Raw genomic sequence first — 20784 nt, 5'->3', positions numbered from 1 at the left:
CGCGCCGACCAGGTCGGCGACTGCGGACGGGATCCTGGCCGGGGCGGAGGCAGACCGGATGGTGATGGCCGCGACAACGATCGCCAGACTGAAGGCGCTTTCAACTTGGGTTGTCCTTTGCTGGTGACGGGATGAAATCGACTCGCGACCGCCACGCCAGCGACCGGGTCAGTCGCCTGGTGCGGCCAGTGGACCGACTGCTTCCCCGGTCGAAGGCTCATGCGCTCTGCTGCCGCGAATCGCTGCTGGTGTTGTTGGTGCTCTCGCTGTGTTTGTTTCAGGGAACCATGCGTCCGGGCAACGCAAGCGAACGCCCCGTCCTGTGCACCCCCGAGCATCTGCCTGTCCTTGTTCAGCTTCGGGTCGGCTGCCGCGAAGATGCCGAGGAGATCGCCGCAGGCCGTGGTCGCGAACGGGATGCCCGGATGGTCTCTTGGCCCGGTCTGCCGCACCGGCCTCGCTGGCAGCCAAGGCCGGAGGACGGATGAAAAGGGCGAGCAGGCAAGCGGCAAGGGGCTTTTTCCGCATGGGGAATCCTGTGCAGGTCGAATGACCGCCCGTGGTAGCGTCAGTGCTTGCGGCATGTTGGGCGCATGCAGCGTGCGAGTTTCAGCAACTGGTCTCAGGGGGAAGGCGCCCGGGACCTTTCGGCACCGCGATCGACTGCCTCCGCACTCACCGCGCACGCGAGTCTGGCAAAGCCCGACATGCGCGAGTGGTCGGGCGCGTCCCGGCAGGCGCCGCAACGGGATCCCGAGCCGCGTTCGGACCGACGCTGGTGGCGCCGGTTCGCGAACCGCGAGGAAAGCGGAAGCGGCCTGCGGAATGCGCCCAAAGGCGGACGCCAAGGCCGTGCTGTCGGCCGCTGGTTGCGAATCCGGCGAGCTGACCCTGCCGGCGATCACCGCCCTGAGGGCAGCGACCAGCTCGTCGATCGGCTGGCTCTTGCGGGCGCAGGGATGCGCCTGCCCGGTGCCTCCGCTGCTGGAATTGCACCCTCGCGTACATCGACAACGCCACGATCGTCGTCCCGGGCGAGATCGCGCGGATCCGCCGGGCTGCTTCGATGCCACGGATTTCGGCCACCTCCACGCCGAGGACAACGACGTCGGGCCTCAGCGCCGCGACGCACCCAATGGCCTCCACGCCGTTTGCCGCCTCACCGGGCACCGCCCAGCCAGGCTGCTCCGGCAGAGACGCCGCCAGTCCCGGGCGGAACCACACCCACGACCGATATTGTGTCTTGCCCTGCAAGTCCTCCGGCCATCCGACGTTGGTAACGTCGGCCGCCGAGAAGATCGCCGCCGGAAAAGAGGGCTACGGATCGGCAAAGTGGATCTGCTGGCGTCGGGAATCGGTTGGCGCAATGGCGGCGAGCGCCTCGAGACGTCCGCCTTCCGGCGCCTGCTTGGCGTCGGCCCACGCAAGTTTGGACCGAACGTCGACGCGGACACCCAGCGTCGTGCTCATTTGGTCGGGACGGTGCTTCGTCGAGCGGCACGGTCAGTGTGATGCCGTCGATGGCGCCGGACTCGGCCTTGTTGGCGATTTCGTGCCTGGGACTCTGCTCGATGCGGACGTTGCTGCCGAAACAAGTCGGTGGGGCGCTGGGCGTCGCGTCCGATGCCAGCAATCCGGCAATGCCCGAGGCTGCCGACCATCTTCGCCAGCCCGGGCTCCCCTCGAAGGTCCTACCAGTTCGTCTCGCGCTCCGGCGTCGCCGTGATCCTGTGAATCGAGAGATCGGCGCCGTTGTACTCCTGCTCGCGATCGAGGCGCAGCCCGACGGTGCTCTTCAGCAACCCGTAAACCACGGTGCCGCCGACCAGCGCGATGCTGATCGCCAGCGCGGTCATCAGGAGCTGCGGCATGAAGGCGACGCCGCCGACGCCACCAAGTGCCTTGCTTCCGAAGATGCCGGCGGCGAGGCCACCCCAGGCGCCGCACAGGCCATGCAGCGGCCAGACGCCGAGAACGTCGTCGATCTTCCAGCGATTCTGGGTCAGCGTGAACATCAGGACGAACAGGCCGCCGGCCACACCGCCGACGACCAGAGCGCCCATCGGGTGCATCAGGTCGGAGCCAGCGCAAACGGCAACCAGACCGGCGAGGGGGCCGTTATGCACGAAACCCGGGTCGTTCCTGCCGGCCACCATCGCCACCAGCGTGCCGCCGACCATCGCCATCAGCGAGTTCATCGCCACCAGGCCCGAGATCTTGTCGATCGTCTGCGCGCTCATGACGTTGAAGCCGAACCAGCCGACGGTCAGAATCCACGCGCCGAGAGCCAGGAAGGGAATCGATGACGGCGGATGTGCCGACACCCTGCCCTCCTTCGTATAGCGGCCGTAACGCGCACCGAGCAGCAGGACCGCCGGCAGCGCGATCCAGCCACCCATCGCGTGCACCACGACAGAGCCGGCGAAATCGTGGAACTCCTCGCCGTAGGTGGCCTTGAGCCACGCCTGGATGCCGAAGGCCTGATTCCAGGCAATGCCTTCGAACAGCGGATAGATCAGTGCGACGATCAGGAAGGTCGCTGCCAGTTGCGGATAGAAACGGGCCCGTTCGGCGATGCCGCCCGAGATGATGGCCGGAATCGCCGCCGCGAAGGTCAGCAGGAAGAAGAACTTGGTCAGTTCGAAGCCGTTCTTCTCGAGCAGCGTGTCGGCGCCGGCAAAGAAGTTCACGCCGTAGGCGATGCTGTAGCCGACAAAGAAATAGGCGATGGTGGACACCGAGAAATCGGTCAGGATCTTCACCAGCGCATTGACCTGGCTCTTCTTGCGTACCGTCCCCAGTTCGAGGAAGGCAAAGCCGGAATGCATCGCCAGCACCATGATGCCGCCGAGCAGAATGAAGAGAACGTCGCTACCAGACTTGAGTGCTTCCATGGCTCCTCCAGAGTATCGGGATGGAGCCATCAAGCAAGTCCCGTTCCAGGGTCGTCACGCCCCGGAATCGACCATCAGCGACGGCGCGGACCATCCGTGCGCACAGAAATGATGCGCCGAGCGCAGCGGACGCACCAGAACAGGGCGGCGACGCACCCGCCGGGGTGATCGGCGACCTACGGTGGTGCGGCGCCGGCCGGCAGCAGAACCCACATCTGCCCTTGCTGCTTCATCCGCCCGGCCTGGTTGCCGGCGGCGGCACCGAAGCCCCAGAACAGGTCGGCACGGACAACGCCGCGGATGGCACCGCCGGTGTCCTGAGCCATCACCAGCCGCCGCCAGGGTTGCGCCGAATCGGGCAGGGTCGTCGCCAGAAAGACCGGGGCGCCGAGGGCCACATGGCGCGGGTCGACCGCGATGCTGCGCTCTGGAGTCAGCGACACGCCCAGCGCACCGTTCGGGCCATCGCCATCCCTGCCCCGGATCGCTTCCTCACGGAAGAAGACGTAACTCGGGTTGGCGTTGAGCAGTTCGCTCACCCGGCTCGGGTTGGCGCGGGCCCACTGCTTGATCGACTGCATCGACGCCTGTTCGAGGCTCATCTCGCCCCGGTCGACGAGCACGCGACCGATCGACTGATAGGGATGACCGTTCTGGTCGGCATAGGCCAGCCGCAGCTTGCTGCCATCGGGCAGCTGCACGCGCCCGGAGCCCTGCACCTGCAGGAAGAACAGCTCGACCGGGTCGTCGACGTAGAGCAGCACCCGTTCGCCGCCTTCGTTCGCGCGCTTGCCGATCTCGGCACGCGAGAAGTACGGGACGACCTTGTTGCCCTGCAGGCGCCCGCGCAGGCGCATGTTTTTCAACTCGGGCAGGATGCTGCCGAGGTCGATCGTCAGCAGGTCGGGGGGAACACCGAGCACCGGCTGCAGGTAGGGCTGGCCACGCGTGCGCGAGCCACGCAGCAGCGGTTCGTAGTAGCCGGTCACCAGGCCACGCGTCGAACCGTCGGGATTGGTCAGTAGCCAGGGTTGCAGTCGCGACTCGAAGAAAGCCCTGACGGCGGGCGCTGCCGGCGCGACCATCGCCCTGGCGTCGTCGCAGACGGCTTTCCATAGCGGCCATTGCGGACGACTGGCGAGGCCGCGACACGACTGCAGGAAAGGCGGCCAGGCGACGGCCAGGTCGTCGTCGTTCCAGCCCGGCAGATCGCTCCAGCGGGCCGCCTGCAGCGGCTTCGCATCGACCTTGCCGGCAGCCGCCGGCGCTGCCGCCGGACAGTCCGGGCAGGGCGGACAGGCAGCGGCGCCGGGGCCACCGCTGGCCGGTGGCTTGGCTGTGCTGCCGCAAGCGGCGAGCAGAAGCGCGAGGACGATGATGAGAAGGCAACGTGATTGGCTTTTGCGGATCATTTGGCTAGAGTGTCGGGTTCCTGCAACCCGCCCAGTATACTGTTCAATGAGTGACTCCCTGGTGCAGCTCGCCGCCTTTCTGGCCCGCGCCGAGCGCCTCCTCGATCGCCTCGAGCCGCTTCTGCCAGCGGTGGCAGGGGATCCCGACTGGAGCGCGGCGCATGCCTTCCGTTGGCGCGGTGCGAACGGGTCAGGCCACCTGCAGCCGGTCCGCCGCCTGCCGCAGATCCGCCTGACCGACCTGCGCGACATCGACGACCAGAAGGCTCGCCTCGACAGCAACACGCGCCAGTTCATCGCCGGCCTGCCGGCCAACAACGTCCTGCTCACCGGCGCACGTGGCTCGGGCAAGTCGTCGCTGATCAAGGCGCTGCTCAACGAGTACGCGCCACAGGGCTTGCGCGTCATCGAAGTCGAGAAGGACGAGCTGACCGACCTGCCGCAGATCGTCGAACTGCTCGAGGACCGCCCGGAACGGTTCATCATCTTCTGCGACGACCTCTCGTTCGAATCCGGGGACGCACGCTACAAGGCGCTCAAGGTGGTGCTCGACGGCTCCTTTGCGGCAGCACCGGAGAACGTGCTGATCTACGCGACCTCGAACCGCCGTCACCTGATGCCCGAGTACTTCGCCGAGAACCTTGAAAGCCGGCGCGTCGGCGAGGAGATCCACCCCGGCGAGGCGATCGAGGAGAAGATCTCGCTCTCCGAGCGCTTCGGCCTCTGGATCTCGTTCTACCCCTTCGACCAGGAGGCTTACCTCGACATCGTCGCCCACTGGCTGAGTTCCTTCGGCTGCCGGCCGGAGGAGATCGCCGGCAGCGAACGCGCGGCGCTCAACTGGGCGGTCGAACGCGGTTCGCGCAGCGGCCGCGTCGCCTGGCAGTTCGCCAGGGACTGGGCGGGCCGCCAGCGGCACGCCCCGGCCGGGACGCAGCCGGCCCGCAGCGCCGGCTCGCGCCAGCGCGGGCGGCAGCGCGCGTGAGCGCCGGCGCCCGGCATGGCCCGGAGCCAGTGCCGTGAGCGGCATCATCGAAGTCGCGGCAGCCGTCCTCCTGCGCGGCGATCCGGCAGCGCCCGAGTTTCTCCTCGCGCAGCGCCCGCCGGGAAAACCCTACGCCGGCTACTGGGAGTTTCCAGGCGGCAAGGTCGAAGCGGGCGAGACCGCAGACGCCGCCCTGCGGCGCGAATTGCAGGAGGAACTCGGCATCGGCGTCGAGCGGGCCTGGCCGTGGGTGTGCTGCGAGTTCAGCTATCCGCACGCGACGGTCCGCCTGCGCTTCTTCCGCGTCAACGCCTGGCACGGCGAGGCAGCGGCGATCGAGCACAGCGGCCTCGTCTGGCTGCGCGCCGGGCACGCGGCTGGCGTCTCGCCGATCCTGCCGGCGAACGGGCCGATCCTGCGCGCGCTGGCGCTGCCGCCGGTCTATGCGCTGACGCACGCCAACGAGAACGGCGTCGACGCCGAGCTCGAACGGCTCGCCGGGGCGCTGCGCAACGGCCTGCGGCTGATCCAGCTGCGCGACAAGACGCTGCCGCCGGGCACCCGGCTCGACTTCGCCCGCCGCGTCATGCGGCTCGCCAGCGCCCATCCTGCAGCCCGGGTTCTGGTGAACGACGACCTGCAACTGGCGGCGGCGGTCGGCGCGCAGGGCGTCCACCTCTCTTCGGCCAGCCTCTGGCAGCTCGGCGAGAGGCCACCGTTGCCGCTGGTCGGAGCCTCCTGCCACGACGCCGACGACCTCGCGCGGGCGGCCCGCCTGCAGCTCGACCTCGCGCTGCTGGGCCCGGTGCTGCCGACGCCGAGCCATCCGCAGGCCGCCGGCATTGGCTGGCAGCGCTTCGCCGAACTCGCCGCGCGATCGCCGCTGCCGCTCTATGCACTCGGCGGCATGCAGCCGGCGCTGCTGGCCGAGGCCTGCAGCCACGGCGCGCACGGCATCGCGATGCTGCGCGGCTGGCATTGATCGCGCCGGCAGCGCGGACGAAGTCTGCGCGCCAGCGGCCGGCTTCGCTCCGCCGGCAGGCACCGCTGGCTGCGCGGGAACGGGCCAGTGCCCTGATCAGCCGATTGCCGTGCAGCAGTCCCGCCGCCGCGAGGCGTTCATCGATCGAGGCGAAGAACCGGGGCTTCAGGATGCGTCGCGGATTGCTCGGGATGCTTCCCTGAAGCATCAGGATGCTTCCCTGAAGGGTCAGGATTCTTCCCTGAGGCGTCCGGATGCTTCCCTGAAGGGTCAGGATGCTTCCCGGGGGCATCAGGAGGCGTCCCTGAGGCATCAGGAGGCTTCTCCGAGGCGTCGGGATGCTCCCTTGCCGCTTCGGGCAACCGGCTGGTTGACCCAGCGAACGACGCGAAACTATCATCGCCGACAGGGATATCCATTTCCCGGCAACCGTCGCTGTCAGAGGGAGGGAAGCATGGCAAAGAACGAAACAGTCCGCCTGCCGCCGGAGACGCGCCAGGACGATGAAAACGCCTTCCTGGCGCTCAAGGCGATCGCCGGCTACAGCCCGGCGAACCCGGCCTGCAGTCTGGCCGCCGTCACGGCCCGACATGACGTCATGCGCGCCGCCGAAGAGGTCGAACTGCGTGCCCACAACGCGCTCGAAGCCGCACGCGACGCGACGATCGCCGCGCAGTGGGAGCACCACAATCTCATCCTCGGCGTCAAGGATCAGGTCATCGCGCAGTTCGGCGCCGACTCGGACGAGGTCGCCTCGCTCGGCTTGAAGAAGAAATCCGAACGCAAAACCACCGCCCGTCGCGACAAGATTCCCAAGTAGTTCGCGCTCTGCCCGCCATCGCCGGGTGCAGGGGAAGGCGCCGCCGCGCGTCGCGCCCCGCTGTACCAGTGCGCCTCGCTACCCGGCGTCGCAGCGCCCGTGCCGACGGCGCCCGGCGACCAGCGGGCAGCCGTCGTGACGCAGTTGCCGCCAGTCTTGATACACCGCCGATGCAGCATCTCGTTGTTCGATGGGAGAATCCACCGCCCATCCCCGATGTCGGAAGCATTGCGACGCAAAGCGTTGCGTCAGATGGGATGTCCCCTTCAGTTCCTGGCAGACGAGTGCCGTCGTGCCCTAACCGTCACAACAACAGTCACAAACCGATTGACTTTCCCGCGAGTCTTGGATACCCTGTGGCCGTTGCTGCCGTCGTCCACTACATTTATCTGGCGCGGCAGCCTACCAAAAGCCCCGAAAGGGGCTTTATCTATTCCGAACTCCGAAAGGGAGGTACGCCATGGATCGTTACGCCATTTTCGTTGATGCCGGCTATTTCTTCGCTGCTGGCGCTCAAGCCGCCTTTGGCCTCCGCAGGCCGCCCATCACCCGCAAGCAGGTTTCAGTCAAGTCGTCTCGGGCGATGCTGGACGCCTTGTGCCATGAAGCGGCAGCGACCACTGACAACCTCCCTCTGCTCCGCGTCTATTGGTACGACGCCATGCCGGGACCACGCATGTCGCTCGATCAATCGGCCCTCGCGTTGCTCTCTGGTGTCAAGCTGCGGCTCGGTGCCCTGAACAGTACCGGCGAGCAAAAGGGCGTCGACTCCCTCATCGTCACCGACATCATCGACCTCGCCCGAAATCGGGCGATTTCCGACGCCGTTGTAGTCACTGGCGACGAGGATTTGCGCATCGCTTTCCAAGTCGCGCAATCGTTCGGTGTGCGAGTACACATTCTCGCTGCCGGCGACCCCACCAGCAACGTCAGCCCTTCCCTCCAGATGGAGGCTGACTCCGTGACGGCACTCGAACCTGCCTGGTTCAGCAGCCACTTTGACCTGATCGTTCCCACTGCGACTTCTTCGCCCCCCCCAGCCGCACCAGTGACCCCCCCCAGCAACGCGTTTCCGGCTCCTCAGGCAATCAGCCTGGAGACTGCTGCAACGGCGGCAATTGCCGAGATGCTGGCCATCATCAAGCCGGATCAACTTGCGCCGTTGGTGACGCACGTCACGACTCAAAGAACGATCCCACCAGAGTACGACCGACCGCTCATCGCCAAGGTGTCGGCTGCTCTGTCTGGACAGCGCTTGACTGGCGATGAGATGCGTCGCATCCGGGGCCAGTTCATCACCGCCATCAAGACGACCAAGGGGCAATAGCTTTCGACGCCCAAGCCTGCGGTCCACCGGATGCTGCGCGACAAAACCGCGCAGGGCCGGTGACCTCTGACATTGAACCGGAGCGCTGCGCGCTGGCGTAGGCACCCCGGCGCCTCGGTCTCCGCCCTCTTTCGCTTCCAGCCTTCGTTCGCGTGGTCGAGGCCTCGACACCGCGGTCCCCAACTCACTTGCTCTCGCCGGCAGAGGTCGCGCGGCTGATCCAGGCGGCGCGACCTCTGCGCGGTCGGACGCTGCTGATGGCCACCGACGCCGCAGGCTTGCGGGCGTCGGAAATCTGCTCACTGCAGATCGGGGACATCGAGAGCGCCGCCGATCGCCTGTGCCTGAAGGTTCGTCAGGGCAAGGGCGAAAACGATCGCACACGCTGCTGTCACCGCGTCTGCTCACGGCCCTGCGCACGTACGGGCGTGACACCCGGTCGCGCCTGTGGTTGTTCCCGAACCGGTCGGGTACCGGTCCAATCGAAATCCAGACCGCGCAGCGCATGGACTACGCGGCGCGGCGCGCAATTCTGCGGGGATTGCCGCCGAGGGGGGCATCGATGGACTGCGCCATGCCGTCGCCACGCATCTGCTCCAAGCCGGCGTCGATCTCTACACCATCGGGCCACTGCTCGGCCATGGCCACCTGGCGACGACGGCACGCACTCTGCATCTCGCGCGCGCCAAGGTGACCGGCACCGCCTCGCCCCTGGAACTGCTCGCCCCGCTCGCCTGAGCCCCCGCCCGTGACGCTGGCCGAGGTTTTCCGCCGTCACGGGCCGGCGGTCCTCGCCAGGCATGCCTTGTCGTCGGTCAAAGCCAAGGTCTGGCGGGCGATCGTCGCCTGTCGCACGGCCCTGCTCGGCGGCCACGTCGAGACCTGCGACTGCTGCGGCGTGACGCGACACGTCGATCACTCGTGCCGCAACCGCCACTGCCCGCAGTGCCAGACCCGTGCCAAGGAGGACTGGCTGGCGAAGCGGCGCCAGGAACTGTTGCCGGTGCCGTATTTCCACCTCGCGTTCACCCTGCCGCATGCGCTGCACGCACTGATCGGTCAGCGCCCGCGGCTGATCTACGAGATGCTCTTCGGCGCGGCATCGGCCACCCTCGGCGAGTTCGGCGCCAATCCGCACTGGCTGGGCAGGACGCTGGCGATCTCGCTGCTGCTGCGTACCTACCTGGAAGCAGGACCTTGCGCGGCACGTGCATGTGCACGCGCTGGCCGCCGGCGGGGCGTTGACGCCCAAGGGCGAATCGAAGTCGCCGAAGCGCGGCTTCCTGCTTCCGGTCCAGGCGCGCTCAAGGGTCTTCCGCGGCCAGTTCATGGCGGCGCTGGGCGAGGCCCGAGGCGCCGGCCAGCCGTTGGCCGAAGCACCGGCCGACGAGAAGCTCTGGCGCGCCCTGCGCCAGCAGTTGCTGCGGCACGACTGGGTGGTCTACGCGAAGCAGCCGCTCGGCGGCCCGGAGCAGGTGCTCGAATACCTCGCGGGCTACCCGCATCGCGTGGCGATAGCAAAACGAGCGTCTCGTCGGCATGGACGAGATGACGGTCCGCGTCCCCGTGCGCGCGACGCCGGGCGAACGGGTCCTCCCGTTGCCGGCGGAGGAGCTCATCGAGCGCTTCCTGCTGCACGTCCTGCCGGGCGGTTTCAAGCGCATTCGACACTATGGACTGCTGGCACCGGCCGCGAAGGCGACGAGGCTGGCGCTGGCGCTGCAGGCCTTGTCGGTGCCTGCACCCGATCCGCTGCTCACGGCGACGGTGCAGGAGTTCCTGCGGCGTGTCGACCGCGCCGACGGGGCTCGCTGTCCGCACTGCTGCGCGGGACGGTTCGTGCCGATAGCGGTGATTCCGCCGCTGCGTCAGGCGACGCCGCAGGGCGCCTCGGTTCGTGGCCCGCCATGAGGGCGGCCAGGGCGTGGCGACGGGCTTTCATTGCGGCATGGCGGCTCCGGCTGCCAGAGGGTGGCACGTCGCCGGCGTGCCGAAGGCTCCATTTCCGCGCTGCTCACCGCCGGCGGGGAGTGTCTGCTTCGCTCCAGTCACCTGCTCGCCAGCGGCGCTACGCCCGCCGTCTGCCTCTCCCACAGCCGTCTGGGTCTCGTCCGTGACTCGTCCGTGACTCGTCCGTGACTTGACCGGCGACGCGGGACGCTTACAATCCGCATAAGTACCGCCGTCGAGGCGCTTCAGTCCAACGAGGTTTATCCGCCGCGGATGCACGAGCGGCAAGTCCGGACGCTTCCGGCGCGGCAGATGAACCCTATTCGTTGGGCTTCATGGGAGCACTGGACTACGCCATGCCTCAAGATCAATCAACGGGAGCCGCCGGCAATGCGTTCGGGCGAGAAACAGCTCCGCTAGTCGCGCGGGCGATTGGAGCCACCATGCTTGGTTCCCGCAGCAACGAAGCAACCCTCGGCGGCAAACGTGTCGTCATCAAGTGCGCTGCGCGGAACACCAACAGCATTGGTGTTACCCACCTTATGCTTGGGCGGCTGCACTCCGTGGTAGGCGCGTTCCAGCAACCCAATGGCTCGTTTAATGTGATCTCGCTTCCCGTGACAGTCTTTATTGCCAATCAGAGGCATAGTCGCAGCCAAGGTGCCACGGAAGGAAAGGTGGGGCTAGTGTCACGCAGTGTGTTCGAGAGCAAGGGCACTGAAATCAAGACCGTGCGCATATAGAAAATGACGCCCAACCCTGCGGTCAACCTCGCTCCCTTCGGTCGCTGGACGCTGCGCGATAAAGCCGCGCAGCGCCGGTTACCTCGAACGCTGGGCACCCCGATAAGGAGGGCTTTCTCTATGTCGCCACTTGAAGCACAGAAGATCATCGAGTCTCTCGCCAATGGCATAGATCCAGAGACAGGAGAGATACTTCCCACGCAGAGTATCTTCAATAGCCCGCAGGTAATTCGTGCTCTCTTTGTTGCTGTAAAGGCTCTCGAAAAGGCCGCGAGACGTGCAGAACGAGACAGTTCGATACCAGGCAACGCTGGGCGCCCTTGGTCTGACGAAGAAGACAAAGAGCTTCTCGCCACCTTTGATGGAGGCACTCCAGTAAGAGCAATTGCGGCAAGCCACGGCCGAACCCAAGGAGCAATTGCTGCTCGTCTAGTTCGCCTTGGGATAATCAAAGACCGTGCCGAAGTTTATGCCGATCCCCAACCCGGCTCTCCAGGGGACGCTGCGCGATAAAGCCGCGCGGCGCCGGTTACCTTGAACGTTGGCGCTCGTATGCCATCGATTGCGGAGACTATAGAGGAGCTTCATACGGCATTGAAGAGCAATGCCAATGAGCATCAATTGCTTATTCTTATCGAACGGAGCCTGGATTCACTGCGGTCACAATATCGCATGCATAAGAATGAGTTCTCCGACGATACTGTCCACTTCTTGAAATCACTTTCCGCACTTCAGGAATCACTCCGAGAGTTCATCGAGGCTATTGAAGAGAAAAAGTGGGTTCGCACTCGTGATGACGCGCAGGAACTCGCTGGACAACTTGGCGAGCTTCGGGACAAGCTCTCACCTCATCTGGTTGCTAAGCGTGCTGAAAAAGAACTACGAGAGATCATTGCAAAGGCACAGTCCCTCCCGTTTGCAGCCGTTGTAGCCGGTGAGAGCGAACTTCAGAAGCAACGTGCCCGCCTTGAACGTGCAGCAAAGCGGTGCAATAACTGCGGCGCAAGAATGGTGTTGCGCGAGAGTCAGCACGGCTATTTTTGGTGGTGTAGCACTTTTCCTACCTGTTTTGCCCGCCGATGGTTATCTCCCGAAGACTCAGAGTCGCTGCTCCAATGAGTGCTAACCCGTGCTTGGAGCCGACCGCCCACCAGCGGCGCAGGTCGGTCCCCTTCGCGCTGCGCGCTTCGGCGGCGGATCAAGGACAACGTTGGGCACCTCAGTGAAACCACCGAAGATACTTGCTGACCTCATAAGCTCGGCATCAGGCGCCAAGACTCACTACGACGTTTGGTGGGCACAAGTGAGTGACGCCAAGCCGCAGTACGTTGGTGTCATGAATGAACACAACGACTTCTTTCGCGCATCGCAAGACGCCCACTACACCGCTTGCTTCATATACTTGGCTCACGTGTTTGACAAACGTTCCGACTCATCGTCTTTACCGACCTATCTGGCGGCTATACGCAGCAGTACCGACCCGGCAAAGTTTCAAGACATAGAGTCACGGTTCTCTGCGTTGGCGCTTCGGGCGGCTCCACTCGTAACGGTGCGCCACAAGTTGGTCGCTCATGTTGACGCTGGCCTTTCCGAAAAGGACGTATTCGGCCCGCTCAAGATCACTTGGAATCACATTCGAAGCATCATCTACGATACCGCCGCGTTCGTTGAGGAACTCGCTGGTGCCCCTCATCAAGGCGCTGTCGGCATTCCCCGCGACGGAAGGCTCGGTGAAGCCACTTTGAAGCTGCTTCGTTCCATCAAATGAGCCGCCGTTGCCCAACCCGGCAGTCGAGAGGGACAGCCAAAAAGCTGACGCTTCTTGGCTCCCTCCACGCTTCGCGCTCCGGCTACCCCTGACCTCTACGTTGGGCCGCGCGATAACTAACAAAGGAGTAATAGCACAGTAATAGGGGACAGACCACGGTTTTCTGAACGAGGGTTGAGGTGATGAAGAGAAAGGTATACGTTGAAACCTCGGTCATCAGCTACCTGACGGCTCGTCCCAGCAAGACCATTCTCGGGGCAGCTCATCAGCAGATTACTCTTGCCTGGTGGGAAACCCGCAACCAGTACGAACTGCTGGTGTCTGAGGCGGTATTGCGTGAGTGTGGCGCGGGTGACCGGGATGCAGCCGAGAAGCGGCTGGCTGTGTTGAATGATGTGCCTTTGCTCCTGATCACTGAGCAGGCACTCGATATCGCGGAGTCGTTGGTAGGACTTGGAATTGTGCCGGTCAGGGCTGCTGAAGATGCGCTGCACATCGCGGTCGCCACGGTCAGCGGCATGGATTATTTGCTGACATGGAACTGTCGGCATATCGCCAACCCGGAGATGCAAAGATGCATTGCGGAGTACTTTGAGCAGATCGGTCTATTTCGGGTCTATGTCGTTTCGTGTGGAAACGGAGTAGGTGGAGGGGCATCGAGGGTACGACGATGTCAAGGGCGGACGAAGTCCGGGCGAAGCCGAACCCTTGACATCGTCGTACCCTCGCCAACGCTTCCGCCAGGCCGATGGTGGCAGACAGCCGCCATCGGCCTGGAGGACAATGGCGGCCTTTTGCTTGTGTCGGGATAGGTCATGATCGAGATGCTCTTCACCCAGGCGCTGGGCCTGGTTGCGCCGTGGCAGGTCAAGCAGGTCGACTTCAACCGGGAGGCCGGCCGGATTGACTTTCAAGGGACGTTTGGCGGCAGCCGGCACGTCTGCCCGGCCTGTGGAGCGGCGGCGCAGCCTTTGCATGATCGACTGGTGCGCTCCTGGAGACATCTCGACTTCTTCCAGTACGAGGCCTACCTGCACGCCGAAGTGCCGCGAGTGGCGTGCTCGGGCTGCGGGAAGGTGACGCAGATTGCCGTGCCGTGGGCACGTGAGGGGAGTCGCTTCACGCTCCTGTTCGAAGCCTTGACGCTGATGCTCGCACAGACCATGTCGGTGCTCGCGGCTGGCCGCCTGGTTCGTGTACCGCCCCGTCGGCTGTGGCGGGTCATTGAGCACCATGTCGGCAAGGCCCGTGCCAGAGAGTCGCATGCCGAGGTGCGCGCGGTCGGAATCGATGAGACGGCTTGCCGGCGAGGCCAGGAGTATCTCTCTGTTTTCTATGACCTGGATGCGCAGCGCCTGATCTTTGCCACGCCCGGCCGGGACAAGTCCTGCCTGGAGCGGTTCGCCGAGGACCTGACCGTGCATGGCGGTCAGCCACAAGCGGTCACGCATGTCAGCATGGATATGAGCCGTTCGTTTCAGGCCGGCGCCGCCGAGCACTTCCCGCAAGCCACCGTCTGCTTTGACCGCTTTCATGTCGTCGCACTCGGCAGCAAGGCGCTCGACGAGGTGCGACGCGCCGAGGTCAAGAGCCAGCCCGAACTCAAGGGTACGCGCTGGAGTCTGCTCAAGAATCCCTCCGCCTGGACGATCCCGCAACTCCAGACCATCCACTGGCTGCAGCGCTCCAACCTCAAGACCGCACGGGCCTGGCGCATCAAACAGGCCTTGCGAGCCATCTACGCGACGGCCCGATCGCCTGACGAAGCCCGGCCACTCTTCCACCGCTGGCTCAGCTGGGCCAGACGCTGTCGACTCGATCCCTTCAAGCGCCTTTCCCGAACGTTCACCGCCCACCTCACCGGCATCCTCAACGGCTTCGAAGCCGGCAAGCACAACGGTCGCGTCGAGGCCATGAACCGCGCACTCCAGGAAGCGCGAGCCCGTGCTCGCGGCTACCGCCGCGTCGAAAACTTCATCTCCATGGCCTACCTCGTTGCCGGAAAACTCTCTCACTTGCCCACCCCTCCGTTTGCCCAGATGGCCCTCGTTCCACACAAAACGGAGTAAACCCTCTATTTCTACCCTTCATTTGTACACCGGAAGAACTTCTTGGAGAAGCCAATGCTGAATGACGAAGTGATCGATGAGGTGCGGGCCATTCGTGACGCCCATGCCGCCAGGTTTGCTTACGACCTGCGCGCGATTTATGCAGACCTGAAGAGGTCGGAGGCTGAGCGTATTGCCGCCGGCCATCCCTTTGTTTCTCCTCCATCTGAAGTTCCTGGGCCTAACTCTGCATTGCAGCGGACTCGCTTCGCTCACCGCTGAATTTGAAGGTTAGCCCGATCAGATCAACCAAACACGGAGCCGCGATGGCAAAGTTTCTCAACACGAGTGCAACGAACTACTTCCTCGAAGAACTCATCAAGGGCGCGAAGGATCGCCTCATTCTCATCAGTCCATTTCTTCGCTTGAACGATAGAATCAAAGAGCTGCTGGAAGACAAGAACCGCTTGAAGATCGATGTACGGGTGGTCTACGGAAAGAGCGAACTCCAACCCGGTGAGATCAGTTGGCTTACTGAACTCTCTTACCTTCGGACGAGCTACTGCAAGAACCTCCACGCAAAGTGCTACCTCAACGAAGAGCTATGCATTATCACCAGCTTGAACCTCTACGAGTTTAGCCAAGTGAACAACAACGAAATGGGCGTTCTCATTCGGCGCTCCGAAGACGCCGAGCTCTACAAGGACGCCTACGAAGAAGCACAGCGCATCATTCGCATCAGTGATGAGGTACGCATTTCCGTCGAGACCGTTGAGAAAAAGTCGGAGCCAACAAGCGAATCAGATGAACAGTCCGCCGACAAACTGACGACTTCCAAGCTGGCACAAAAGATGGGAATCAAGACCGCCGACCTTACCGAGCAATTGACAACGGCTGGCTATCTGGCAGCACGGGACGGGAAGAACTACATCACGCAAAAGGGGAAAGATTCCGGGGGTGAGTTTCGTATGAGTCCAAAGCACGGCCCGTATTTCCTTTGGCCCGAGAGCTTTCGTCCGTGATGTCGATGATATCCGCTTGACCCTGCAGCGTCGCGTGCAGCAGCCGACGCAGGTTTCCGTTGTCGCGGAGGAGCGCGCAGCGGGTTGCCGGTGAGGAGCCGCTGCTGCTCCACGCTCGGCGCCCTGTGGCCGCGGCGCGCCGACGCCATCGCGACGCTGCACGGCTGGCATCGATGGCGCCGGCCGCGCAGCCGCCACCCGCAGATGAACCCTGCGCGGCAGGGCCCGTTTGGTAGAATGCCCCCTTTGCCCGTTTGCACCGACGCCGATGACACGCAAGATCCTGGTCACATCCGCACTGCCCTATGCCAACGGCGCAATCCATCTCGGCCATCTCGTCGAGTACATCCAGACCGACATCTGGGTGCGCTTCCAGAAGATGCGCGGGCACCAGTGCTGGTACGTCTGCGCCGACGACACGCACGGAACGCCGATCATGTTGCGCGCCGAGCAGGAAGGGATCACGCCGGAGGCATTGATCGAACGGGTGCATGGCGAGCACACGCGAGACTTCGCTGGCTTCCACATCGGCTTCGACGACTATCACACGACCCATTCGCCGGAAACCCGCGCCTGCGCCAACGAGATCTACTCGCGCCTGCGCGCTGCCGGGCTGATCGAGACACGCACGATCGAGCAGTACTACGATCCGCTGAAGCGGATGTTCCTGCCCGACCGCTTCATCAAGGGCGAATGCCCGAAGTGCGGCGCCGCCGACCAGTACGGTGACAACTGCGAGAGCTGCGGTGCCGCCTACACCGCCGACGAACTGAAGAACCCCTACTCGGCGGTCTCCGGGGCACGGCCGGAACTGCGCCGTTCCGAGCACTTCTTTTTCCGCCTCTCGGATCCTCGCTGCCAGGCCTTTCTGCGGCGCTGGACGCAGGCCGAGGGCCGCCTGCAGACCGAAGCGGCGAACAAGCTGCAGGAGTGGCTGGGCGACACCGACGAGAACCGCCTCACCGACTGGGACATTTCGCGCGATGCCCCCTACTTCGGTTTCGAGATCCCGGATGCGCCGGGCAAGTATTTCTACGTCTGGCTCGACGCACCGATCGGCTACATGGGCGCCTTCCGCCATCTGTGTGAGCGTCAGGGCCTTGATTTCGACGAGTACTGGCAGCCAGGCTCGACGGCCGAACTCTACCACTTCATCGGCAAGGACATCCTCTACTTCCACGCGCTGTTCTGGCCGGCCGAACTCGAGCATGCGGGCTACCGGACGCCGAGCAAGGTGTTCGCACACGGCTTCCTGACCGTCGACGGATCCAAGATGTCGAAGTCGCGCGGCACCTTCATCACCGCCGCGAGCTACCTCGCCCTGGGCCTCGACCCGGAGTGGCTGCGCTACTACTACGCGGCCAAGCTCGGTGGCTCGATGGAGGACATCGACCTCAACCTCGACGACTTCATCGCCCGCGTCAACTCGGATCTGGTCGGCAAGTTCGTCAACATCGCCAGCCGCTCGGCCGGATTCATCGTCCGCAAGTTCGGCGGCCGCCTGTGCACCTGCGACGAATCGCTGCCGGCCATCCAGGCGATACGCGAACGCCGTCGGTCAATCGCCGAACACTACGAGGCGCGCGAGTTCGGCAAGGCGATCCGCGAGGTCATGGCGCTGACCGATCTCGCCAACCAGTATGTGGACAGCGTCAAGCCTTGGGAACTCGCGCGCCAACCGGGTCGCGAAAGCGAACTGCAGGCGGCCTGCAGCAACGCGCTCAACCTCTTCCGGCTGTTCGCGATCCTGCTCAAGCCGGTGCTGCCCGCACTCGCCGCGAAGACCGAAGCCTTCCTCAACGTGGCGCCACTGCTCTGGGACGATGCGGCCACTGTTCTCGCAGCCGGGCACGTGATCAACACGTATCAGCACCTGCTGACACGGGTGGACAAGCACCAGATCGATGCCCTGCTGGCCGCCAATCGCGAGTCGCTGGCAGCCACCCCCCCAGCAGCGCCACCGAAGCACGCCGAGCGCCAGGAGAACGCGGCCGCCATCGCCGTCGCACAGGCAGCCGTGGCGACACCGGCGGGGCCGCACATCAGCATCGACGATTTCCTGGGCGTCGATCTGCGCATCGCGCGCATCAGCGAAGCCGGGCAGGTCGAAGGCGCCGACAAGCTTCTGCGGCTGCTGCTCGACGTCGGGCCCCTCGGAACACGACAGGTCTTCGCCGGCATCAAGGCAGCCTACGATCCGGCGACCCTGATCGGCAGGCTGACGGTGATGGTCGCCAACCTGGCACCACGAAAGATGAAGTTCGGCCTGTCCGAAGGAATGATCCTTGCCGCTTCGGATCCGGCCGGTGAGACTCCCGGCATCTTCCTCCTGGCGCCGGATGACGGGGCGAAGCCCGGCATGCGCGTCCGCTGACAGCGCGTCCCGCCAAGGCGACCGGCAATGAAATCGATGTCTTCCCGTGTCGGGCAAGGCGCAGTCCATCGCCAGGGCGGGGAGTGGCGACGCCGCGCGGCGCGCGAGGATGCGATTTCATGCACTCGCTGTGGCGAAGCTGGCGGCTAGAAGCGGCATGGACCGCCGTCACCGCCCGCGCGTCACCGCGAAAGTGATGCTCTACGCACTGCTCGACGTTGCCGGCACCCTGATCCTGGCCAGCGGCCTGATGTGGCTGGCCCGACAGCAGGCGCTGTTCGTTCCGGACTTCCCGACCGACACAACGACCGCCGTCCTGACGGTCGCGGCTGGTTTCGCGCTGATGCTCTGGTCCGTGGCCGGGATCATCCGCGAACTGTCACGACAGCGTCCGGCCGATGACGTCGGCGGCTGATGGCAAGGCATCAAACGGCGGCCGGCTGCGCCGCAGGGGCCGCTGGCGTCTGCCCGTCTGCCTCTCAGGGCTTGCGCGTGGGGTCGGCCGATACGAGCTGAAAGACCCCCTCCGCATAGCGATGCGTGAACGGGGTACTCGATTCGATTCCTTCCGAGTAGTCGAGCACGCGGTAGGCCGCGAAGCCGCGCTGGCGCTGTACCTGCAGCGCGCGCCGCTTGAAGATCAGCCCCGATTCGCCATCGCCGCCGATACGGAAACTCTTGGCACGCATCGCCAGCCGATAGGTGTCCCCTTCGAGCATGGTCTCTTCGATCGTCCAGTTGGGTGCCAGCGGATCGTAAATCGCGTAGGCAGCAACCGCTGCGGCGGCGGTGAAGTTGAGATACTGTGCCGGCCCAGCGTAATGGCTCGCCACGTAGCCGACCGACCCGACAAGCGCAACTGCCTTGGCTGGCGGCAGGCTTGCCGTCGGGTTGGGAGCCTGCGTGAAGGCGTGGTCGTACGGCTGACTGAACGGCGCCGGCTGCCCGCCCCAGTCGACGGTGCCGCAGGCAGCGAGCAGAGCCAGGGACAGGCACGCCCCGGAAACGCGCATGGAGACGGCGCCGCTCACAGGTACTTGAACAGGCTCAGCCCGCTGATCGCGACAAAGGACTTCTGTGCCGCCTCGAGGCTGACCTGCTCCCGGGTGAAGTCCGAGATCGCGCGCACGTAGTCGAGGTCAACGAGATCGGACAGGGTCTGTTGATACTGGATGTCGAGGACGCTGGCGTTGTCGCTCAGTTGCTCGAGAGTCTGCAGGTGGCTACCGACGCGGGACTGCACCTCGCCGGTCTTCGCCAGCGCCTGATCGATGCCCGCCAAGTGCCCCTGCATCCTGCCGGTGAACTCGGTACGCGCCGTACCCGAGTCGAGCGGCAGGCGCAGCAGGTCGATCGTCTCCTGCAAGGTCTGGAAGACGCTCTTGTTGACACTCGGCCGGACGCTGAAGGTGTCGCCGGCAGCGGGAGACCCCGAGATCAACACCTGGGCGCCGAAGTCGACCCCTGCCGACGGCGCCGGCGGCTGGGTCGTGACCAGAGGGATCACCTGCCCCGGCGTGAAGGGCAGAACCGGTCCGACCGCCGTTGCCGGTAGCGGTGTCGCCGGTGGCGCTGGCTGCGAGACGTCGAAGAGCTGATAACTGCTCACCCCGGCGACCGACGAGAAGCGAATCTGCAGGGCGCGATCGTCCGTTCCCTGCCAGGCGAAGCCGCCGTTTACCGCGGCCGTCCACTTCCCCTGGTCGAGCACCGACCCTTGGCCGATGACGCCGCTTCCCTGGTTCGGCACGGCTGTCCCGTTGCCACTGGCGGCGGCGACGAAGCTGCCGTTGCCTTCTCGCAGCTGCATGAACAGCTCGCTGCCGGCGACGCCGGTCGCCATCTGCTGCGACGCAGCCACCTGCAGCAGGCGCTCGCCATCGTCGCCGGAATAGCTGACGAAGCCGGTCGTCGCCGGCGGCACCGCAGCGCCACGGGCAAACGGCATCGTCGACCCGCGGTGACCGGAGAAGAGGAACTCCCCCTCGGCGCTGCGGCTGTTGGCGATGCCGAGCATCTCCTCGAACCGCGCCTCGAGTTCACTGGCGATCGCCTGCCGATCCGTGTCGGCGAGGACTGTATTGCCGGCCTGGACGAGGCGGCTGCGAACGCTCTGCAACACCTCGGTCAGACTCGTCAACTGGCTATCGACGAGCCGCAGACGGTCGGTCGCGATGCCCTGATTGCGCGCGTACTGAGCGCCGATCTCCTTCGCCTGTGTGACTTCCAGCGCCCGCGCCGCGGCCACCGGATCATCAGCCGGGCTCAGCAGCCGGCGCCCGCTGGACAGTTGCTCCTGCAGCCTGAGGAGCTGGTTCTGCCGGCGCTCGATCCCGTTTGCGCCGGCTGCGTAAAGCTGGCTGGTACTGATGCGCATCCAGTCCTCCTACCTCGGTCACTTCGCTTTCGCCAAACAAGAAAAATGGTCAGCAATCACCGTCCACATGCAGCGCATCCGA

The 20784-nt window shown here is 64.9% G+C and carries 19 protein-coding genes and 3 pseudogenes; 16 read left to right on the top strand and 6 right to left on the bottom strand.

Translation table 11 applies throughout. The features are described from left to right. Positions 1 to 675 precede the first annotated feature (675 nt). The 4 genes from HT579_06330 to HT579_06315 all read right to left on the bottom strand — a co-directional run bounded on the left by HT579_06330 (position 676) and on the right by HT579_06315 (position 4306). Positions 676 to 1254, bottom strand: a complete 579-nt coding sequence (locus HT579_06330) for a response regulator transcription factor (protein ID QKS28575.1) — start codon at positions 1252 to 1254, stop codon at positions 676 to 678. Positions 1255 to 1317: 63 nt separating this feature from the next. Then, positions 1318 to 1470, bottom strand: coding sequence for a hypothetical protein (locus tag HT579_06325; GenBank protein ID QKS28574.1), 153 nt, complete (start codon positions 1468 to 1470; stop codon positions 1318 to 1320). 221 nt (positions 1471 to 1691) lie between these two features. Beyond that, positions 1692 to 2894: an ammonium transporter gene (locus tag HT579_06320; protein QKS28573.1), complete on the bottom strand. Its 1203-nt coding sequence runs from the start codon at positions 2892 to 2894 to the stop codon at positions 1692 to 1694. A gap of 176 nt (positions 2895 to 3070) precedes the next feature. Further along, on the bottom strand, positions 3071 to 4306 hold the full coding sequence (locus HT579_06315; protein QKS28572.1) for a murein transglycosylase A: 1236 nt from the start codon (positions 4304 to 4306) through the stop codon (positions 3071 to 3073). A 46-nt stretch (positions 4307 to 4352) separates the two neighbouring features. Between HT579_06315 and HT579_06310 the strand changes: the two genes are divergently transcribed. From HT579_06310 to HT579_06235, 16 genes and pseudogenes are all read left to right on the top strand, one after another. Then, the gene (locus HT579_06310) at positions 4353 to 5291 is read left to right on the top strand and encodes an ATP-binding protein (protein QKS28571.1); all 939 of its coding nucleotides are present in this window, start codon (positions 4353 to 4355) and stop codon (positions 5289 to 5291) included. A 34-nt stretch (positions 5292 to 5325) separates the two neighbouring features. Further along, complete coding sequence (locus HT579_06305) at positions 5326 to 6273, top strand: Nudix family hydrolase (GenBank protein ID QKS28570.1); 948 nt, start codon at positions 5326 to 5328, stop codon at positions 6271 to 6273. Positions 6274 to 6727: 454 nt separating this feature from the next. Next, a complete protein-coding gene (locus HT579_06300; protein QKS28569.1) occupies positions 6728 to 7093 on the top strand; it encodes a hypothetical protein in 366 nt (121 codons plus the stop codon). Between the two features lie 460 nt (positions 7094 to 7553). Next, entirely contained in the window at positions 7554 to 8420 is an 867-nt protein-coding gene (locus HT579_06295) for an NYN domain-containing protein (protein QKS28568.1), read from the top strand. 152 nt (positions 8421 to 8572) lie between these two features. Further along, a pseudogene (locus tag HT579_06290) lies at positions 8573 to 8803 on the top strand (tyrosine-type recombinase/integrase). Between the two features lie 64 nt (positions 8804 to 8867). Then, positions 8868 to 9158, top strand: coding sequence for a tyrosine-type recombinase/integrase (locus HT579_06285; protein ID QKS28567.1), 291 nt, complete (start codon positions 8868 to 8870; stop codon positions 9156 to 9158). A 10-nt stretch (positions 9159 to 9168) separates the two neighbouring features. Further along, a pseudogene (locus HT579_06280) lies at positions 9169 to 10331 on the top strand (transposase). 482 nt (positions 10332 to 10813) lie between these two features. Beyond that, the gene (locus tag HT579_06275) at positions 10814 to 11113 is read left to right on the top strand and encodes a hypothetical protein (protein ID QKS28566.1); all 300 of its coding nucleotides are present in this window, start codon (positions 10814 to 10816) and stop codon (positions 11111 to 11113) included. 552 nt (positions 11114 to 11665) lie between these two features. Further along, complete coding sequence (locus HT579_06270) at positions 11666 to 12232, top strand: topoisomerase DNA-binding C4 zinc finger domain-containing protein (protein QKS31529.1); 567 nt, start codon at positions 11666 to 11668, stop codon at positions 12230 to 12232. A 103-nt stretch (positions 12233 to 12335) separates the two neighbouring features. Next, on the top strand, positions 12336 to 12881 hold the full coding sequence (locus HT579_06265; GenBank protein QKS28565.1) for a hypothetical protein: 546 nt from the start codon (positions 12336 to 12338) through the stop codon (positions 12879 to 12881). A 182-nt stretch (positions 12882 to 13063) separates the two neighbouring features. Then, positions 13064 to 13492: pseudogene (locus tag HT579_06260) on the top strand (type II toxin-antitoxin system VapC family toxin). A 204-nt stretch (positions 13493 to 13696) separates the two neighbouring features. Next, positions 13697 to 14950: an ISL3 family transposase gene (locus tag HT579_06255; GenBank protein QKS28564.1), complete on the top strand. Its 1254-nt coding sequence runs from the start codon at positions 13697 to 13699 to the stop codon at positions 14948 to 14950. A 57-nt stretch (positions 14951 to 15007) separates the two neighbouring features. Then, positions 15008 to 15211, top strand: a complete 204-nt coding sequence (locus HT579_06250) for a hypothetical protein (protein ID QKS31528.1) — start codon at positions 15008 to 15010, stop codon at positions 15209 to 15211. A gap of 44 nt (positions 15212 to 15255) precedes the next feature. Beyond that, the gene (locus tag HT579_06245) at positions 15256 to 15951 is read left to right on the top strand and encodes a DNA repair protein (GenBank protein QKS28563.1); all 696 of its coding nucleotides are present in this window, start codon (positions 15256 to 15258) and stop codon (positions 15949 to 15951) included. A gap of 268 nt (positions 15952 to 16219) precedes the next feature. Continuing rightward, on the top strand, positions 16220 to 18325 hold the full coding sequence (gene metG, locus HT579_06240) for a methionine--tRNA ligase (GenBank protein ID QKS28562.1): 2106 nt from the start codon (positions 16220 to 16222) through the stop codon (positions 18323 to 18325). Positions 18326 to 18482: 157 nt separating this feature from the next. Then, complete coding sequence (locus tag HT579_06235; protein QKS28561.1) at positions 18483 to 18740, top strand: hypothetical protein; 258 nt, start codon at positions 18483 to 18485, stop codon at positions 18738 to 18740. A 64-nt stretch (positions 18741 to 18804) separates the two neighbouring features. Here HT579_06235 and HT579_06230 read toward each other — a convergent pair whose 3' ends face one another. Beyond that, positions 18805 to 19338: a hypothetical protein gene (locus HT579_06230; GenBank protein QKS28560.1), complete on the bottom strand. Its 534-nt coding sequence runs from the start codon at positions 19336 to 19338 to the stop codon at positions 18805 to 18807. Positions 19339 to 19352: 14 nt separating this feature from the next. Beyond that, positions 19353 to 20702: a flagellar hook-associated protein FlgL gene (gene flgL / locus HT579_06225; GenBank protein ID QKS28559.1), complete on the bottom strand. Its 1350-nt coding sequence runs from the start codon at positions 20700 to 20702 to the stop codon at positions 19353 to 19355. Between the last annotated feature and the right edge of the window lie 82 nt (positions 20703 to 20784).

Origin of the sequence: Candidatus Accumulibacter similis (genome assembly GCA_013347225.1) — a bacterium.
Lineage (GTDB): Bacteria > Pseudomonadota > Gammaproteobacteria > Burkholderiales > Rhodocyclaceae > Accumulibacter > Accumulibacter similis.
This window is presented reverse-complemented; position numbering and strand designations above follow the sequence as displayed.

Excerpts from the sequence above, each read along its gene's own strand:
- HT579_06325 (QKS28574.1), bottom strand. The coding sequence starts at position 1,470 with ATGAGCACGACGCTGGGTGTCCGCGTCGACGTTCGGTCCAAACTTGCG.
- HT579_06320 (QKS28573.1), bottom strand. The coding sequence starts at position 2,894 with ATGGAAGCACTCAAGTCTGGTAGCGACGTTCTCTTCATTCTGCTCGGC.
- HT579_06315 (QKS28572.1), bottom strand. The coding sequence starts at position 4,306 with ATGATCCGCAAAAGCCAATCACGTTGCCTTCTCATCATCGTCCTCGCG.
- HT579_06310 (QKS28571.1), top strand. The coding sequence starts at position 4,353 with ATGAGTGACTCCCTGGTGCAGCTCGCCGCCTTTCTGGCCCGCGCCGAG.
- HT579_06300 (QKS28569.1), top strand. The coding sequence starts at position 6,728 with ATGGCAAAGAACGAAACAGTCCGCCTGCCGCCGGAGACGCGCCAGGAC.
- HT579_06295 (QKS28568.1), top strand. The coding sequence starts at position 7,554 with ATGGATCGTTACGCCATTTTCGTTGATGCCGGCTATTTCTTCGCTGCT.
- HT579_06275 (QKS28566.1), top strand. The coding sequence starts at position 10,814 with ATGCTTGGTTCCCGCAGCAACGAAGCAACCCTCGGCGGCAAACGTGTC.
- HT579_06270 (QKS31529.1), top strand. The coding sequence starts at position 11,666 with ATGCCATCGATTGCGGAGACTATAGAGGAGCTTCATACGGCATTGAAG.
- HT579_06255 (QKS28564.1), top strand. The coding sequence starts at position 13,697 with ATGATCGAGATGCTCTTCACCCAGGCGCTGGGCCTGGTTGCGCCGTGG.
- HT579_06245 (QKS28563.1), top strand. The coding sequence starts at position 15,256 with ATGGCAAAGTTTCTCAACACGAGTGCAACGAACTACTTCCTCGAAGAA.
- metG (QKS28562.1), top strand. The coding sequence starts at position 16,220 with ATGACACGCAAGATCCTGGTCACATCCGCACTGCCCTATGCCAACGGC.
- HT579_06235 (QKS28561.1), top strand. The coding sequence starts at position 18,483 with ATGGACCGCCGTCACCGCCCGCGCGTCACCGCGAAAGTGATGCTCTAC.
- HT579_06230 (QKS28560.1), bottom strand. The coding sequence starts at position 19,338 with ATGCGCGTTTCCGGGGCGTGCCTGTCCCTGGCTCTGCTCGCTGCCTGC.
- flgL (QKS28559.1), bottom strand. The coding sequence starts at position 20,702 with ATGCGCATCAGTACCAGCCAGCTTTACGCAGCCGGCGCAAACGGGATC.